General features: G+C 58.9%; 6 protein-coding genes. All 6 read right to left on the bottom strand.

Annotated elements, in window-relative coordinates; genetic code table 11:
* Positions 1-62 precede the first annotated feature (62 nt).
* Positions 63-2909 carry a LysM peptidoglycan-binding domain-containing protein gene (locus tag IEY47_RS04960; protein ID WP_188982048.1) on the bottom strand — a complete coding sequence of 949 codons (2847 nt, stop codon included), beginning with the start codon at positions 2907-2909 and terminating at the stop codon, positions 63-65.
* A 173-nt stretch (positions 2910-3082) separates the two neighbouring features.
* Entirely contained in the window at positions 3083-4129 is a 1047-nt protein-coding gene (locus IEY47_RS04955) for an EscU/YscU/HrcU family type III secretion system export apparatus switch protein (protein WP_188982047.1), read from the bottom strand.
* Between the two features lie 247 nt (positions 4130-4376).
* On the bottom strand, positions 4377-7655 hold the full coding sequence (locus IEY47_RS04950) for a type III effector HrpK domain-containing protein (protein WP_188982046.1): 3279 nt from the start codon (positions 7653-7655) through the stop codon (positions 4377-4379).
* 175 nt (positions 7656-7830) lie between these two features.
* On the bottom strand, positions 7831-11019 hold the full coding sequence (locus tag IEY47_RS04945; protein WP_188982045.1) for an MFS transporter: 3189 nt from the start codon (positions 11017-11019) through the stop codon (positions 7831-7833).
* Positions 11020-11128: 109 nt separating this feature from the next.
* Entirely contained in the window at positions 11129-14443 is a 3315-nt protein-coding gene (locus IEY47_RS04940) for a type III effector HrpK domain-containing protein (RefSeq protein WP_188982044.1), read from the bottom strand.
* Between the two features lie 434 nt (positions 14444-14877).
* Positions 14878-16980, bottom strand: coding sequence for an EAL domain-containing protein (locus IEY47_RS04935; protein WP_188982043.1), 2103 nt, complete (start codon positions 16978-16980; stop codon positions 14878-14880).
* Between the last annotated feature and the right edge of the window lie 263 nt (positions 16981-17243).

The raw sequence follows: 17243 nt of genomic DNA, 5'->3' as shown, positions 1-17243 counted from the left end.
CGATCGTCTCTCGTTAGAAACGGCTCGCCTCGAGGCGTTCGCCTACGTCCGTCGGTACGGCATCACGCCAACGGCTGGATACCAAGCACCTCGAGCGTCATGTCGAGCTGGGCGAAGGAGCGTGGGTGGCCCTTTCCATCCTCGATGACCGGCTTGGTGCTGTAGAGCAGATCGTCCAGGTTTTCCCGGAAGATCCGGTCGCTCTCTTCATCCTCCGCCGGAAAGCTTTCTACATCGTTGTTTTTTTCGTCGAGGACGTGGTGAAGGTTGTCGCGCAGTGCGGCAAGACTTTCAGGCGCCATCGTATTCAGCCAATTGGCGAATTGCGCCTGATCGGTGGGGTCAGCCAGATTGAGGTCTTGCGCCTCGGCATAGCGCGCCAGTAACGGCAGGACGTTGTAACCGTCACCACTCTGGTCCGACAGCGCCTTGGCGACGTCCGTATCGAAACCGGCATTCTCGAAGAATTTCGCCGTGGCATCGTTATCGAAATGATTCGATTTTTTTACCCGGTCGTATTGAATGATGCCTGCTGTCGCGATCAGTGAAATACCCAGGCCTACCGGTCCTGCCCAGGTTCCGGTCCCTACCGCGGCCATGAACCCGCCGCCGGCCGAAGCGGTATAGAGCGCGGCCGCGCCGTAATCCTTGTTCTCCGGGGTGAGATAGGTAGAAGCGGTATACAGGTCGAACAGCGACGTGACCGCTCCAAGCGCTTTGACGGCGGGTTTACGGCTGCTGCCGATCTTGTCGTAGAGCTCTGAGTTCTTGATGGCATCGGTGTATACACCACCGATTTCCACGCCTTTCTGAACGAGGCCCGCCGTCTCCAGAAAAGCCTTGCCATAGTAGACCGGGTCGCCCTGCGCCACGGTAAGCGAATTGACCAGGCCCGCAGTTGCACTGAGTGCACCGATGTAACGCAGTGCATGGCCTCCCGCTGAACCCGCTTCAAAACCGCGGATGCCGGACAATTTCTTGTCCATCTCGGCCAGTTTGCCCTTCAAATCCTTCGGCGAGATCGTGCCAGACTCCGGTATCGTTGCCTTGACCGCTTTCAACGCCTCGTCCAGCGTCCCTTCCTTGACCCCAATCAAGCTTCGGAATGGCGAATTCTTGAGTTTGTCGAGCTTATCGAACAGGGCCTGCCGACTCGCAGGGTCGTTGACATCGAGACCTGTCATCGTGGGCGCAATTTCATGCTGAATGAACAGCGTGGTTAGCTCTTCCGCGAGCTTCCGGCCACGGTCGGTTATTTTCCCGTACTGACCGATCAGCCTCATGGATACTGGGTCGTTCAGCAGCTCTGGCTTCTCTTCGATCGCCATGCGCATCGCGGTCGTCGCGTTCGGGTTGTCGAGATGTTCGATAAAGCGCGCCGCGATCTCTTCGTCGGCGGTATTGTCCAGCTGCTTTACCCGATCCGACAGTGAACCGCCGTCCTCTTCGAACAGTTTCGGATAGTAGCTTTCAAGGAGCGCCAACTCTTCCAGATAACGTTCACCATCTTGGGCGATTGCCTGACGCTGTTCTTCTAGGTCATTCGCCCAGGCAGAATTGTCGGCTGTGTACTCGTCGATCGCTTTGTCGAGTTGGTCCTCGGTCATGACACTACCGCCATTCTGCGCGCGCCAGGAGAGCTCAAGCAGGGTTGTCTCATAGGTCTCGATTCGGTTACCGACCTCCTGGTCGTATTGCTCGAGGCGCGGCATGAGATCCTGCTTGAGAACGATGTTGTCACCGCTGCTGGAGCCACTGTTGGAAGCCAGCGACATGAAGTACGCCAGTAACCCGCCGTGACCCAGTTCGGGTGGAATGACGTTCATGTGGTAGATGCCTACCTCCGCCAGCCCTTCTATCGACGACTTGTCACGCTCGGGGTCCAGACGCTCGATGGCATCGAACATCAGGCGGGTGCCTTCGGTCCCGATCATCATCGGCTCGTCGGTTTGTGACGCATGGTATTGCGCTTGCTGCAATGCCGGCACGAATGATTCGAACAGTGCCGTACGGATCTCCGGCGCAAGCGTCATCGACATGTCGTTGATGCGCTGAGCCATCTGCAGCTCTTCGGCGCTTTGCCCGACGGCACCATCCAGCGGCTCGGACAACGCCGATATCGCATGCGCCGCTGCAGCGTCGATCACCTCTTGCGTCCCAGGCGCCTGCAAGAGCGCCCTTTTCACCTCAGGCGTCGCAGTGCCATATGCCTCATCCAGCGCCGCCAGCGCTTCATCGGGCTCGGCATGGTTACCGACATCCACCAGAATTTGCCGTGCTGCTTGCTCGACCTCTGGGCCTGCGTGCGAGGACTCTTCCAGCGTGATACCGCACCGCTCTGCTGCGGCCTCGACCGCCATCTGCGCCGGCCCCGCATCCGTCCAGTCTTCATCGAAAAGCTGCTGGGCGGCCGTGTCACGCTGCTCCGGCGGTAACGCGTCGAGGAATTCGCCCACGTCTGCGGTCAAACCTTCTATCTCGACGTCGTGGTCGATCTCGCCGGCATCGGAATATTCGACGGCGTTCCCACGTTGGTACAGATCATCGCGAAACAATGCGACGCCATCTGGGTGCGTCGCCAGTTCGCCTGGCGACGGCGGCGGCAGGAAGAGCACCTCCCCTACTTCGATATGGTCAGGATCTTCCAGCTGCGGATTGAAGTACTCGACGTCCTCGACATCGACGTCGTGCGCCTCAGCGATTCCCTCGAGATGATCCCCCTTCTCCACGACGACCATGCGCTCCTGCGGCTGGGACGTCTTCAAGCGCTCGTCATCGGTTGCGGTCGCCCGCTCCAAAAGTGCTTGCCGAACGGCGACGCGAAAGCGGTCGCGCTCCTGTTGTGGTTGCGGCGGAACGACGCCGCCCGCGACACGACGCGCACCTGAATCATCGATAAGCATAGCCATGGGAACACTCCTTCTAGCAAAGAGGCCTCGAGGCTTTCGCCGCCTAGCGTCTGCCGACCTAGGACAACGGGCCGCCTGTACCGCGGGCCGATGGGTTGTAGTGCCTGTTCAAGTCCGGCTGTGCGTTGCGCTCACTCAATGCTCCAGCGCTGAGACCTGAGCGGACGCGTGAATCAAATCAGTCGTGCGGCCACCAGAATGTCGGCGACACGCTGAAAATAACGGTCTGGCAGCGGGCTTCCGGCGACCGCGCGCTGGGCGATCCCCTCGGCCAATTCGGCGTCCTGCGCTTGCGGCAAACCCAGCGCATGGGCCCGCTCGAGCAGGCCAGCCGACTGATCGGGCGCGGCCCGGCAAACCACGACGGGTACTGGTGTCTTGCCGCGCTCGTAACGCAAGCCGACGGCCCAGCCCCCTGGGCGGCCGATAACCAACGATGCCTGTTCGATGCCCACCTTGGACGTGGAATGCTGCATTTCCTGACGAAGTTTGCGGCGTTCTCGTTTGATCTGCGGATCGCCGTCCGAGTCCTTGTGCTCGCGCTTCTGCTCGCTTTTCGTCATGCGCATTTCGCGTTCGAAAAGCCAGCGCTGCATGAGCACGTCAATGGCGCCAACGATCAGAAACGCCAACACGGCGGTGACGATCAGCGGTGTCAGCAAGCCGGTGAAGGAGGAATAAATGCAGGTTGGGCCGCAGCGCGACGACTCCATCAAGGTTTGCAAACCGCTGCGATAGACGATGACGAACGCCACGGCGAGGGCCATGACCTTGAACAGCGTCTTGAGGAATTCGATAAAGCTGCGCATCGAAAACATGCGCTTGAAACCCGAAACCGGATCGATGCGTTTTGGATCAGGCTTGATCGGTTCTACGGTAAAGACCATTCCGCGCATGGTGGCGATATTGGTCAAAAGGACCGTTATGACCGTCGCGGCCAGGATAGGCACCGATGACGCCAACAGGATGCCAATGGCCTCGCCTTGCAGGCGTGGCCATACGCTGTCGAAGGGTTCGATGTAGATCTGGCCAACGAGGAGCACGAAGCTGCGTACACGTGCCTCGATATCCGATAGCAGCCACGTGACGCATAGCGTACAGATCAGAATGACCATCCCAGTGACCATGTCCTGGCTTTTGGCAAGCTGACCTTTTTGCCGTGCCTCGCGCAGCTTCTTCTCGGAAGCCGGCTGGGATTTCTCTTCGCTCTTGTCGCTCATGGATGACGATGGTTGCTGGATGGAAAAAGCATTCGGTCAATGCCGGCCTTAGCTTCTGTAGGAGCCAGCCGGGCTGCGATCAGCTTGCTGGCAATTCGCGTTGTAAAAGCATCGCCAGCAAGCTGGCTCCTACAGAAGCGCTTTCGCTCGGTGTGTTGGCGTTGAAGGTATCGCCCACATCTCCGAACGTAGGGTGGAATCCCGAGGGGCTTCCACCGCTGACACCCCCAAAACTGTCACGCCAGCACTACGCCATTTGCGTTTCAAGGTTATTGCCGTCGCCTTTGTAGTCCTCGTGCTTGACGTCATCCCACCCGGCTTCAGGCAGATGCCCCTCGTCGCTATAGAACGCATATTCCTCCTCGCGATACTCGAAGATGCTCTTGTCGTCCGGAGCGTCGCGCTGGGCGTAGTTGTACATATAGCTGTCGAGAAATTCGTAGCGTTCCAGACCGTCCTCTTTCAGCAGCCCCTGGGCATCCAGGTCCGTGAACAGTTGATTGAGGTCGTCGCGGTGCGCGTCCATGCGGTTGTTGTGCTTGATGTCCTCAACGATGAGGAACGGCGTCAAAGCCACAGTGAGCGCTGCGCCCGCCCATAGCAGCGGTCCGGCAAGGGCACGGGCGGCATTGACGCCCATCAGCGCCGCCATTTGCGCGCCGCCCCCGGCAAGGTTAAAGGCGCCCGCGGCTACTGTAATCGCGCCCTGGGCAATACCGACTTTGTCGCCCGTATCGGATGCCGATTTGATCTTCAACCCGCCAAGGACCACGTCTGCTGCACCCGTGAAGGTGTTCGCGCCAGCATCCATCACTCGTAGGAACGCTGAGATACCGCGCGTTGTAGGTGTACTGCCGTTGAGGCCCGGGTTCTTGGCGAACCCGTCGCGGAAACCTTCGTTGATCTTGTTCAGTTGGTCGTCGGACATGTTGAGCTTTTCAGTCAGCTTTTCCTTGCTGTCGATAGGCGCAGCATCTACAGCCGCGTTGAAGTCCTCGAACAGCTTCTTGACCTCTCCGTCGACGAGACTGATGTTTCGACCCTTTCCTTCAGGTGCGTCTTTGCCAAAAATCTGCGGTAGCGATTTGTCCAAGCCCAGCATCTGATTGACTTGGGTGCCCTTCAGGCTGTCGTAAATGTTGCTGCCAAGATTGACGAAGTGCTGCCCCGCACCCAATACGCTGACGAAGTCCTTGGCGATCGCCAGGCGCTCTTCTGGCGTATCCGCCAGCGTGCCGCCCTTGCCTGCAAGCTGATAGATACCCGAGGCCAGCGAGATCATTCCGCCGGCCGAGCCCAGCGCACCGTTAGCGTTCAACTCGGTGATGGTCTTGAGCATACTGCCCTGGGCGCCCTCACCCAGCGTCTTGTAGACGTCCTTGCTCATGACCTTGTTGATGTCATCCGACGTCACCGTGCCGTTCTTCGCGAAGGTCGCGCCCAGCTCCTTCAACGCATCGCCGAAGGCCTTGGCCGTTTGCTTATTGCCCAGAAACTCCTGCACGAAGCGTTCTGTCTCGACGGTGCGACGGGGCAGATCGACGCCGCCTTTCTTCAGCGCGGTCAGCAGCGTCTTGATCGTGTCCTGAGTCGCCAGCGCCGTGTTGTCATCACTGATAAGCGACGGATCAGACATCAACTTGTCCAGGTCCATGGTGGTCGCGTCGATCATCATGTGCTGCGAGAACTGAGCCGCCTTGTCGGGATCGAAAGCGGCCAGCGACGCATAGGTCTTGTTGATGTCGGCTTCGGCCAGTTCACCCTTGCCGTTTTCCTTTAGATCGGCGATGTAGCGCGAGTACTCCTCGGAGAAGGCGGTGTCCTCGAGTTTCTGCCGTACACCGTCCTTGTCCGGGAGCGCATCGGTGGCTTTTTTCTGAGACGCGAGGAAATCCTTCTGCACGCTTTCTGAGCCGAACAGTTCAGCGACCTGCTCGTTGACCTTTTCCCGATCGATGATGGAGTCGAAGTCGCTGCCATTGGTCTTGCCGGTGCTCTGCCCCATGGACATGTCCAGCGTGACCATGTCGAGCCCGTTCTCGCTGGCCGCCTGCGCGCGCAGGGCGTTGTACATCTTGGCGCGGTCGTCGTCCTTGGCGATGGTGCCGTTGTCGATGCCGGTCTTCCAGTCCTTCATCAAGGTCTGCCACGTCATCTCGCTGACGGTGAGTTTCTTGTTCTTGTCATTGGCGTCCGTGGTGGTCGTTTCGAGGTTGCCGATGTCCAGCTCACTCGCGGGTGGCAGGCCAGCCGTCTCCCGCTCGAAGTCGATCCGGCTGTCATCGGTAGGTTCCGGCGCCTTGAGGCTAGAGAAGCCGTACTTGCCGAAATCCTGCAAGCGGCCCGCTTCGGTGCCGTTCTTCGCCTCGCCGCCCTTCGTGAAGCCATTGATGCTGCCATTGCCGACGTCGCCGCCCGAGAGCACCTTGCCGTCTGCATCATGTGTTTCGATATGTTCAAGCACCTGCGAGGCGCGGAACGCCGCGTCGGCATCATTCTCGAAGTCGCCGACACGCTCTTTGAGCATGTCCTTGATACCGCTTTGGTTGCCGAGGTTCTTCAACAGCGGATCGCCATCGATGATTTCTTGTGCGGTACGTTTATCGTTCTCCGGGCGCTCCCAGACGATACCCAATGCTGCGGCCTGCTCGCGGGCTTCCTTGTCGTCTGGTGCTTTCGACGTGTGCTGCAATTCGCCTTCGAGGTGGGAAAATCCGTACTTGCCAAAATCCTGCAGGCGGCCTGCTTCCGTACCATTCTTGGCGTCACCGCCCTTGGTGAAGCCGTCGATGCTGTCGTTGCGTACGTCGTCGCCGACCAGACGGTTACCTTCACCGTCGAAGCTCACCACATGCTCCAGCACCTGCTCCGCCCGGAACGCTGCATCGGCATCGTTCTCGAAGTCACCGACGCGCTCCTTGAGCATGTCCTTCACGCCGCTCTGATTGCCGAGATTTTTCAGCAGCGGGCTGTCTTCGATGATGTCCTTGGCCGAACGCTTGTCGTCTTCCGGGCGCTCCCACTGGATGCCGAGTTTTTCGGCATCTTCGCGAGCGGCTTTGTCATCGCCGGCGGTATCGATGTGGTTGAGCTCGCCCTTGAGGCTCGTGAACCCGTTCTCGCTGAACTCCACCAAGCGCTCGGCTTCGCTGCCGCCCTTCGCGTTGCCCTTTTTGTTGAACCCGTCCACCTTGCCGTTTTCAGTATCGCCGCCCACCAGGCGATCACCGTTGCCGTCGAACTTCTCGATGTGCTCCAGCACCTGTGTCGCGCGATACGCCGCATCGGGGTCATTCTCGAAATCCCCTACTCGCTCCTTCAACTTGTCCTTCACGCCCTGCTGATTGCCCAGGTTCTTCAGCAACTCGCTGTCGTCGATGATTTCCTTGGCGGTACGCGTGTCGTCTTCGGGCTTTTCCCAGCGGATGCCTGCTTCCTTTGCCCCTGCGGCGGCCTCGTCCCAAGCTTTGGCGGAGTCTGATTCCTTGGTATCCACAGGCGAGTTGGTTGCAGCTTTGACAGACATGTTTCTTCCTCTTTTTCTAGGGGATGCCGCACCGCGCAGTGACTGCCTACACCGCCGGCTTGGATCGCTCGGCGGGTGCTACTGGCAAAAAGGGCAAATGAGATTCGAGATTTTCAGGCTTGGCCCCTATCGACGAACGAGGGGCCAACGGCTTGACCGTTTACGCGTCTGGCGGCTACGCCATCTGGGTATCGAGGTTGTTCCCGTCACCGTCGTAGTCTTCGTGTTTCACGTCGTCCCACCCCGCTTCCGGTAGATGACCCTCGTCGCTGTAGAACGCGTATTCCTCCTCGCGATATTCGAAGATGCTCTGGTCGTCCGGTGCGTCGCGTTGGGCGTAGTTGTACATGTAGTCATCGAGGAACTCGTACCGGGTCAAGCCATCCTCGGAGAGCAGCCCATCCGACTCGAATTGCTTGATGAGGTCCGCCTGCGAGCTGCGGTGATCGTCGAGCTGGTTGTTGTATTTGATGTCCTGAATGATCGCGAACGGCAATGTCGCAAGGGTCAGCGCTGCCGAAGCCCAGAACATTGGGCCGACCGCGGCGCGGGCGAAGGCCAGGCCCTTGAGTGCACCGAGTGAGGCTGCGCCGCCGCCAATACCGAATGAGCCTGCGGCAACGGTGACCGCGCCCTGGGCAATCGTGGCGCCGTCGTTGCTTTGCATGCCGCCTTTGATCATTAGTGCGCCGAGTGCGACGTCGGCGGCGCCAACGAAGGTATTCGCGCCTGCGTCCAGGACGCGCAGGAATGCGGAGATGCCGCGGGTACCCATGTTGGCACCCTTGATCAGCGGGTTTTTCGCGTATTCACCGTGCATGCCCTTGAGCACGTCTTCCTTGCCGGCGTCATCGAGGTCGAGCAGCGTATTGAGCTTTTTCTGGCTATCGACCGAGGCGTCGTTCATCAAGCTGGAGACATTCTCGGAAAACTTCTCGAAGCTCGGCTCGGCCAGGGCTGGCGACTTGCCCTTGCCTTTGTCCTTGCCAAAGATTTCCGGCAGTGACTTGTCCAACGCCATGACACGATTGAGGTCGGTGCCGTTGATGGCATCGATGACGTTCGTGCCCAAATTGACAAAGTGCTGGCTAGCACCGAAGAACCCGACCATTTCCTTAGCAATGGCGAGACGTTCCTCTGGCGTGCCGCCGAGCTTGCCGCCGGCCATTTGGTAGATACCCGACGCTAACGAGATCATGCCGCCAGCCGAACCCAGCGTACCGTTCTTGTTCAGTTCGGCGATGGTGGTGAGCATCCCACCATTGGTTTTTTCATTGAGCGCTTGGTAGACATCGCTCTTCATCAGGCCGTCGATGTCGGCCTGGGTGATCTCGCCATTTTTCGTATAGCGATCGCCCAGTTGCTGCAGTGCCTTGCCGAAATCCTTGGCAGTCTGTTTATCGTTGAGAATCTCCTCAACGAACTTGTCCATGCTTTCAGCCGTACGCCGAGGCAGGTCGACACCCGCCTTTTTCAACGCAGTGAGCCAGGTCTTCACGGTGTCCTGAGTGGCCAGCGTGAGGTTTTCGTCAGTGATCTTGCTTGGGTCCTGCAGCAGACGATCCAGATCGATCATCATGGTATCCATCTGCATCTGCTGGGCGAACTGCGCGGCTTTTTCGGGATCGACCGTAGCCAGCGCGGCATAGGTCTCACGCATATCGGCTTCGGCCAGGTCGCCCTTCTTGTCAAACTGAAGATCGGCGATGTACTTCACGTACTCTTCGCTGAACGCCATGTCTTCGAGTTTCTTGACGACCTCGTCCTTGTTCGGCAACGCGTCGACCGCGCTTTTCTGTGCGTCGACGAAATCCTTCTGGACCGCCTCACTGGAGAACAATTCGTTCAGCTTTTGATCGACGGCCCGGCCATCGATAACGGTCGCAAAGTCGTCACCTGTCGCCTGCGCGGTACTTTGGCCAAGGCTGATATCGAGCGTAACCATCGTCGCGCCGTTTTCCAGCATGCCTTGCGCCTGCAATGCGCGAAATAGCTTGGCGCGAACGTCATCGTCCTTGATCGAGCCGTCTTCCATGCCCTTTTTCCAACCATCGACGGTCTTCTGCCAGGTCAGCTCGGTGACGGTCAGGTTACGTTTGTCATCGTTGGGGTCTTTCTCGCTCGTCTCCATAGAGCCGATGTCGACATCGCCCGTTTTAGGCAAGTCGTGCTCGCCACGCGCTTCGTCGATCTTGTCCGTGGAGTTGCGCCGACCACTGTCTTCGGCGACCAAGCGATCGTAAAGCTCTGGGCTGAGTTCTTCCGATACCACGACCTTGCGGCTGCCGCCTTCGCCGTCGAAGATCTCTGCGCGGACGAAGCCTTCGCCAATCTCACCTTCGGGGCCAATGGTGGCACCAGAGATCTCGTCGGACGTCAGGTAGTCGTCAGGATGTAGCGTGGCGTAGCCTTCTTTCTCCTGCTCGTTGGCCTTGGCCATGACATCGGTGTGCGTCGAAAGCTGCTCGTACATCTTCGGCGACAACTGCTCGGATACGGCGGTCTTCTTACCGTCGAACGTTTCCACGGTGATGATGCCGTCGGCCCGTTTGATGTTCTTGATGTCTTGATACTTCGGCGCATCGCCGTCTTTCTGAGCAAGCTCGAAGCCATCGCCTTGCGCCTTATCCATGCGCTCGCGAGAGGCGGGATCGGTGACGATCTTCTGCATTCCGCTCAGGTAATCGAACAGGCCAGGATTATCATCCTTGTGCACGACGACTTTCTCATCGCCGTTGTCGTAACGAATGGTGCCCGGCCCGACCTCATCGACCGGTCCAACCTGAATCCCGCTGTAGGGTGGCCACTCTTCGTTATCGGTAGCCCGCCGGTAACCATCGTCTTCACTGGCCTTGATACCGTCGAGGGATTCCTTGTAGCCCGACACTTTCTCGAAGAACTCAGGGTTGGTGCCTTTGGCCACGACGCTCCAGTCACCGTCCTTGTTCCGGTAACGAACCACGTCCTGAGTCACTTCCTCGACCTTCTGGACATCCCGCAGGCTTTCCGGAGCCTTGTCGTCCTTACCGACGGCGTTGTCCCCATTGTCGGTCGCCCCATTGACCGCCTTGAGCGATTCGAAGTCACGCTTGACCTGTTCGAACAACGCCGGCGACGTGGACTGAAGGACGATGACCTTCTTACCGTCCACCGTTTCGAAGCGAATGGTGCCCGCGGCTACTTCGTCGGGGCGGCCTATCGCCTTGTACTCGCTGAAGGCGGGCGCTTTGTCATCGGCGTTGGCGTACGCGTATTCCTGATCAGGATTTTCCTTGGCCGACTTACGGCTAACCGGCAGAAACTGCTCAAAGCTTTCGGTTGGTAAGGTACTTTCCGCGCGGGATGGGCTTTGGACTGTGCTCATGAGGTGCTCCGATATTTAGCCAATGCGAAGCCAGACAGCAGTGGCGACGTAGGCGCACTTAGGGCTCGAGGGGTTGAGTCATGCGAAAGAACGCCTGTAGCTGTGAACGTCATGCGGTGAACTCGCGGTGCAGTTCGTCATTCAGGCGATTGCTGGAGGAACCGTTCTTCGCGGGCGTGTCATCGAAGTACGTCCACTCTTCGGCTTGATAGTCGAATACGCTCTGGTCGTCCGGCGCATCTCGGCCGCCGTACTCATTGAAGGAGTAACGCGCGTATTCCACCTTGTCGCCCCAGTCCTCTTTCAGCAGGCCTACGTCGGCAAGGTCGTGGTACCACTGCCCCTCCTTGTCGGTGGCCTTCTGTTTTTTCTCGTGATCGATGAAGTAGCCGATAATCCCGACCACACCGAGGATCGCGACGCCTGCGAGGAACAAGGGGCCGGTGAACGCCGCCGCAGCGCCGACACTGCCGAACAGGCTGGCGAAACCGATACCACCCGCGATACCGGACAAGGTGCCGCCCACGACCTGAAGGCTGCCGGCGGCCTTTTCGAGGTCGCTGTCGTTGGCGATACCGGACTTGATGGTGAAGGCGCCGAGGACGATGTCGGCAACACCGCTGAACACGTCGGCCGAAGCGCCCAGGGTCTTGACCACGGTGCCGGCGATACGGGAGACGGTCGACGCCGGGACCTTTGGCGCGTCCGCCGTAAGACCCGCTGCTGCTTCGCGCTCGAACATGTCAGCGATGCCGTCGTACATGCTGTTGTCGACGCCCGACGGAAGGTCCACAGGCGGCTGACGGCCGAAGGCATCGTCGATAGCCGTGCTCATGGAGTTACTGAACTCATCGATCTTGAGATCGTCGAGTTCGATCTGCGGCGCCACCGATGGCGGGCGTTTCTCTTCGATTGCTTTGCCCCAGAGGCCTTCCTTGCCCCAGATCGCGGGCACGGACTTGCTGAGCCCCATCCAGTCCGCAACGCCACTTCCCAGAATTTTGTCGCCGGTCTTGATGAAATGCTGCGAGGCACCTAGGAAGCTCAGGAAGTCCCGCGCCACGGACAGCCGCCCAAGATCATCCTTGGCCAATTGCCCGTTCTTGGCGAACAGCTGATAGAACGCGCTGACCACCGATACGGTGCCCCCCAGGGACCCGAGAATCCCGTTCTGATTGAGCGTATCCAGCGCATTGGCCATCTTGCCGGCCTCTTCATGCCCGAGCTCGGTGTACGTACGCACCATCACTTTTTCGATATCGGCTTTGGTGATGGTGTCGCCATTCTGTATGCGCGTGTTCAGTTCACCGATCACCCGGGTCACTTCACCCAGTTTCTTCTTGTCACCCATGAATTCATTGATGAACTTTTCGATCGTCTCTTGCGCGCGCCTCGGAACGTCGAAGGTCTCGTTCTTGATGATGGCCTTGAGCAGGCCAAACAGATCCTTGGTCGCCAGCTCCGTCATTTCAGGGTCGACTTTCGCAGGGTCGGCCACCAGCTCATTGAGCTCCATCGCGATGCCGTCCTGCATCAATCGTTGCGAGGCCTGCTTGCCCTTTTCTTCGTTCAGAAGGCTCAGGCTCTGCAACATCGCGCCCACGTCTTTTTGCGCAAGGTCGGACTTGCCCTGATTACTGAGGTCCTGCAGGTAATCCAGGTATTCCGTACTGTTGAGGGTTTCCTCGACGGTCTTTTCGAGCGCGTCCCGGTTCGGCAGGCTCTCGATGTTTTCTTTGAGCTTGGCCGAATAGTCGTTGGCGATCTTCTCCGTCTGGAATAGCTCAGCCAGCATCTTGTCGACCGCTTCGCCGTCGATGATGTCCTCGTGGTCCTTGCCGGTGAGCATCGTCTGCTTGTCGTCCGATTCTCGCCACGTACCACCAAATGCGCCCTGGCCCTCCTGATAACCCGTGATACCGCGACCGCTGCCTAGGGCAATCTTGGCCTCCAAAGCCATCACAAGCTTGGCTTCGTCACTGTCCTTGGCCAATTCGCCGCTTTCGACACGCGCCTTGTAGTCATCGATAAGGTTGCGGGTGGTCGCTTCGGAAACCGTCAGATGCTGGGAATTGGAATCCTTCGGATCGGCAAGTTGGTCGGTCTCGATGCTGAGGACGTCGAGCTCGTCCAAACGGGTCATGCCGCGGGACTCGCGCTCGAAATTGAGTTTGCTCTCGTCGGTCTGCTCCGGGCCTTTCAGGCTGGAGAAGCCGTATTTGCCGAAGTCCTGCAGGCGGCCTGCTTCGGTTCCGTGCTTGGCTTCGCCTCCCTTGGTCATACCGTCGATGCTGCCATTGCCGACATCGCCGCTGGAAACCGTCTTGCCATCGGCGTCATGCGTTTCGATGTGTTCGAGCACCTGGGTCGCACGAAAGGCGGCGTCGGCATCATTCTCGAAGTCACCGACCCGATCCTTGAGCATGTCCTTGATACCGCTTTGATTGCCAAGGTTCTTCAGCAGCGGATCACCGTCGATGATTTCCTGCGCGGTACGTTTGTCGTTCTCCGGACGCTCCCAAACGATGCCCAGCGCTTCGGCTTGCGCACGGGCCTCCTTGTCATCAGCTGCGTTCGCGCTGTGCTCGAGCTCGCCTTTGAGATGGGTGAAGCCGTACTTGCCGAAGTCCTGTAGCCGACCCGCTTCGGTGCCATTCTTGGCGTCACCACCCTTGGTAAAGCCGTCGATACTGTCGTTACGTACATCGTCACCGAGCAGGCGGTTACCGTCGCCGTCGAACTTCACCACATGCTCGAGTACTTGCTCGGCGCGATACGCCGCATCCGCATCGTTCTCGAAGTCACCGACACGCTCTTTGAGCATGTCCTTCACACCACTTTGATTGCCAAGGTTCTTCAGCAGCGGGCTGTCGTTGATAATGTCTTCCGCCGAACGAGCGTCGCCTTCCGGTCGTACCCACTCGATCCCAAGCGCTTCAGCCTGCGCCTGCGCTTCCTTGTTATCCGGTGCTTCGTTGATGTGGTTGAGCTCACCCTGGAGATTGGTAAAACCGTATTTGCCGAAATCCTGCAAGCGTCCAGCCTCGCTACCGTTCTTCGCATGGCCCTTGCTGGTGAAGCCGTCTACCTTGCCGTTCTCAGTGTCGCCCCCGACCAGGCGATCGCCTTTTTCGTCAAACTTCTCTATGTGCTCCAATACCTGGGCTGCGCGGTAGGCGGCATCGGCATCGTTTTCGAAATTACCGACGCGCTCTTTCAGCTTGTCCTTCACGCCACTCTGGTTGCCCAAGTTCTTCAGCAGCTCGCTGTCGTCGATGATCTCCTGCGCCGAGCGCTTGTCATCTTCCGGCTTTTCCCAGCGGATGCCCGCTTCCCTGGCGCCAGCGGCAGCCTCGTCCCAGGCTTTGGTGGAATCCGACTCTTTCGAATCGACGGGCGTGTTGGCTGCTGCTTTGACTGCCATTTCTTTTTCCTTATGTAGAGCGCGTGGCCCTGCGACTTAGCGCGCGGGCATCGAAAACACGGATGTTCGCGAGAGATGAACCGAAGCGGTTCGGCGTGGCGTAACGGCGCACGGGCCACCTACCGGCAGGATGTGCCAGAGGCCGGGCATGCGGTCGAGACGGCTATGCGGGGAATGAAAGGACGACGGTGATAGCCGGCCAACAGCGAAAAGCATCGGCGTGGGCAGATGCTGGGAGGAAGCGGCACGCGCGCGGTTGGAAAAACAGCAGGCGTCGAGAGATCGTGTCGTGGACAACGAGGGTACGTTGCGCATGACGGCTCCTTGGTATCGGGTCCGTAATAGCTAGACGACAGCGACCTCCGAGGAGACCGAAACAAGCTTCATGGGCTGAAACTATGAACGCAGCGGATGACGTGGATATTGCAGGGTTGTTAAAACGCGCACATCTGCAGGCCAGGACCGTGGTCCCCCGTCTGTGCCCAATTCAGGAATCTGTCGAGCCCAAGGGGCTTGCTGATCAGATACCCCTGCAAATGATCGCATCCACGCTCGCTGAGAAAACGCCGTTGCACCACGCTTTCTACCCCTTCAGCCGTGACGGTGATGCCGAGCGAATGGGCCAGGGTAATGACGGCCGATGCAATGGCGTCGTCGTCGGCATCCAGCGTCAGGTCACGTACGAAGGTGCGATCGATCTTGAGCGTATCCACCGCAAAACGCTTGAGATACGCCAACGAGGAATATCCGGTGCCGAAGTCATCGATGGCCACCCGAATGCCCATCGCGGCGAGCTCCAGTAATGCATTCGCGCTACCGCGGTCGTCGAGCAGCACGCTTTCGGTTATTTCGACTTCCAGCAGATCGGGCTCAAGACCGCTTCGCGCGAGAATCTCTTTAACGGTCGCGACAAACTCGGGGTGGCGCAATTGGCACACCGACAGGTTCACCGCTACCCGTACCCCGGCCAAACCGGTTTGCTGCCACGCCGAGGCGGCAGCGCACGCTTGTTCCATGACCCAGCGACCCACGGCAATGATCAGCTGAGAATCTTCCAGTAGCGGTATGAACTCCGCCGGTGAGACGGACCCCAACTCGGAATTCCACCGCAGCAGTGCTTCGGCGCTCATCAACTGGCCGGACGCGGTATGCAGCTGAGGCTGGAAAACGACTTCGAACTCGTCCCTTTCCAGGGCACTACGCAGACCGTGTTCGAGCTGGAAACGGCGATGAGCCTCTTTATTGAGCTCAGCGGTGTAGAAGAAGTAACCATTACGCCCCTGCTCTTTAGCGCGGTACATCGCGGCATCCGCACATTTGAGTAGTGTCTCGACGTCCTTGGCATCGTTGGGATACAGGGTAATGCCCACACTGGTGGAGACGGTTACCGCGCGCCCGGTTAGCTGGAAAGGCACAGCGAAACCTTCGGCGATTTTCTCGGCCACCACGGCGGCCTTCTGCGGGTCGTCCAACCCTTCCAGGATAACGGTGAATTCGTCGCCCCCGAGTCGAGCAACGGTGTCCGCCCGCCGTACGAGCGTCGAAAGGCGCCCCGCGACTTGTTTGAGCAGCTCATCGCCCGCGGCATGCCCAAGGGCATCGTTGATCCACTTGAAGCGATCCAGGTCGAGAAAGAACAATCCAACCGAGGTGCCATTGCGGTCGGCTTGGTGAATCGCATGCTCTAGCCGATCCTGAAACAGGTAACGGTTAGGCAGTTGAGTGAGGTGGTCGTAGCTGGCGAGGTGGGCCAACCGAGCTTCGGTCAGGCTCCGCTGCGTGATGTCCTGCATGGTCCCAACAGCCTGGGCTTGGCCGTTGTCCGGATCGCGGTAGTGCTCGCCCTGGAGCTCGATGATGCGCGGCTCGCCATCTGCACTTTGCAGATGCAATTCAATCGTCGTCGGTTCCTGGCTTTGGCCGACTTGGAAAAATTCGTGGAGTTGCGCGGCGGACTTGGCATCGAGCGTCGATAGCACAGTGGCCAGTGGCGCTTCCCGGAGGTCCGCTCGGAGCCCAAGCATCTGGTTGAGGTGCGGTGACCACGACAGCACGTCATCGCTTGCTTGCCACTCCCAACTACCAAGCCCGACGATCTGTTGTGCACGGATCATCACCCGTCGATTTCGGCCAAGGTCGCGCGCCATTGCCTTGAGCAGATCCAGCACCATGCCCAGCCCAAGATAGCGCCCCTGCGCATCCACCAGGATGAAGTCTTCGGTCGTAGGGTGCTGAAGTTGCGTCGTCACCGCCTCGGCAGCGTCCTCAAGACGCGTATCCACGCGAATCAAGAGCGGTGTTGGATTCATGATGTCGGTCACCGGACGACGCTCCCAGAGGTCGCGTCCGTACCGCTTCATGAAGATGTCCTGCAGTCGATAGCGGCTTACGATGCCGATGGGCTTACCGGCATCGTCCACCACCGGCATGCACAAAAGGCGTTTGCTCTGGTCCGTCATGAGCTTATCGGCAACCGCGCTGATGCTCAGCGATGGGTGCAATGGATCGACAGGTTTGAGCAACGGCGCTAAGTCCATCTTGGGCAACCACTAAGGCGTTTATTACAGTTCCATTAAAGCGACTTCATATTGCCACCATATGACAGCTCGCACTCTCATTGCCCGGACCGGCGATGTCCCGACGAATGGGGACATTCGGTGTTATCTCGCCTTACTTAAATCAAGCCGAAATCGACGCGTACGCTCTGTTCCGGGGCGCTCATCGAACCAAAACGGTGCATTCCCCGTCGGCAGCAATCACAACCGTTGCACGTCGATAACATGCTTACGCTAGATAGTGG

Origin of the sequence: Pseudomonas matsuisoli, from assembly GCF_014647635.1 — a bacterium.
Lineage (GTDB): Bacteria > Pseudomonadota > Gammaproteobacteria > Pseudomonadales > Pseudomonadaceae > Pseudomonas_P > Pseudomonas_P matsuisoli.
This window is presented reverse-complemented; position numbering and strand designations above follow the sequence as displayed.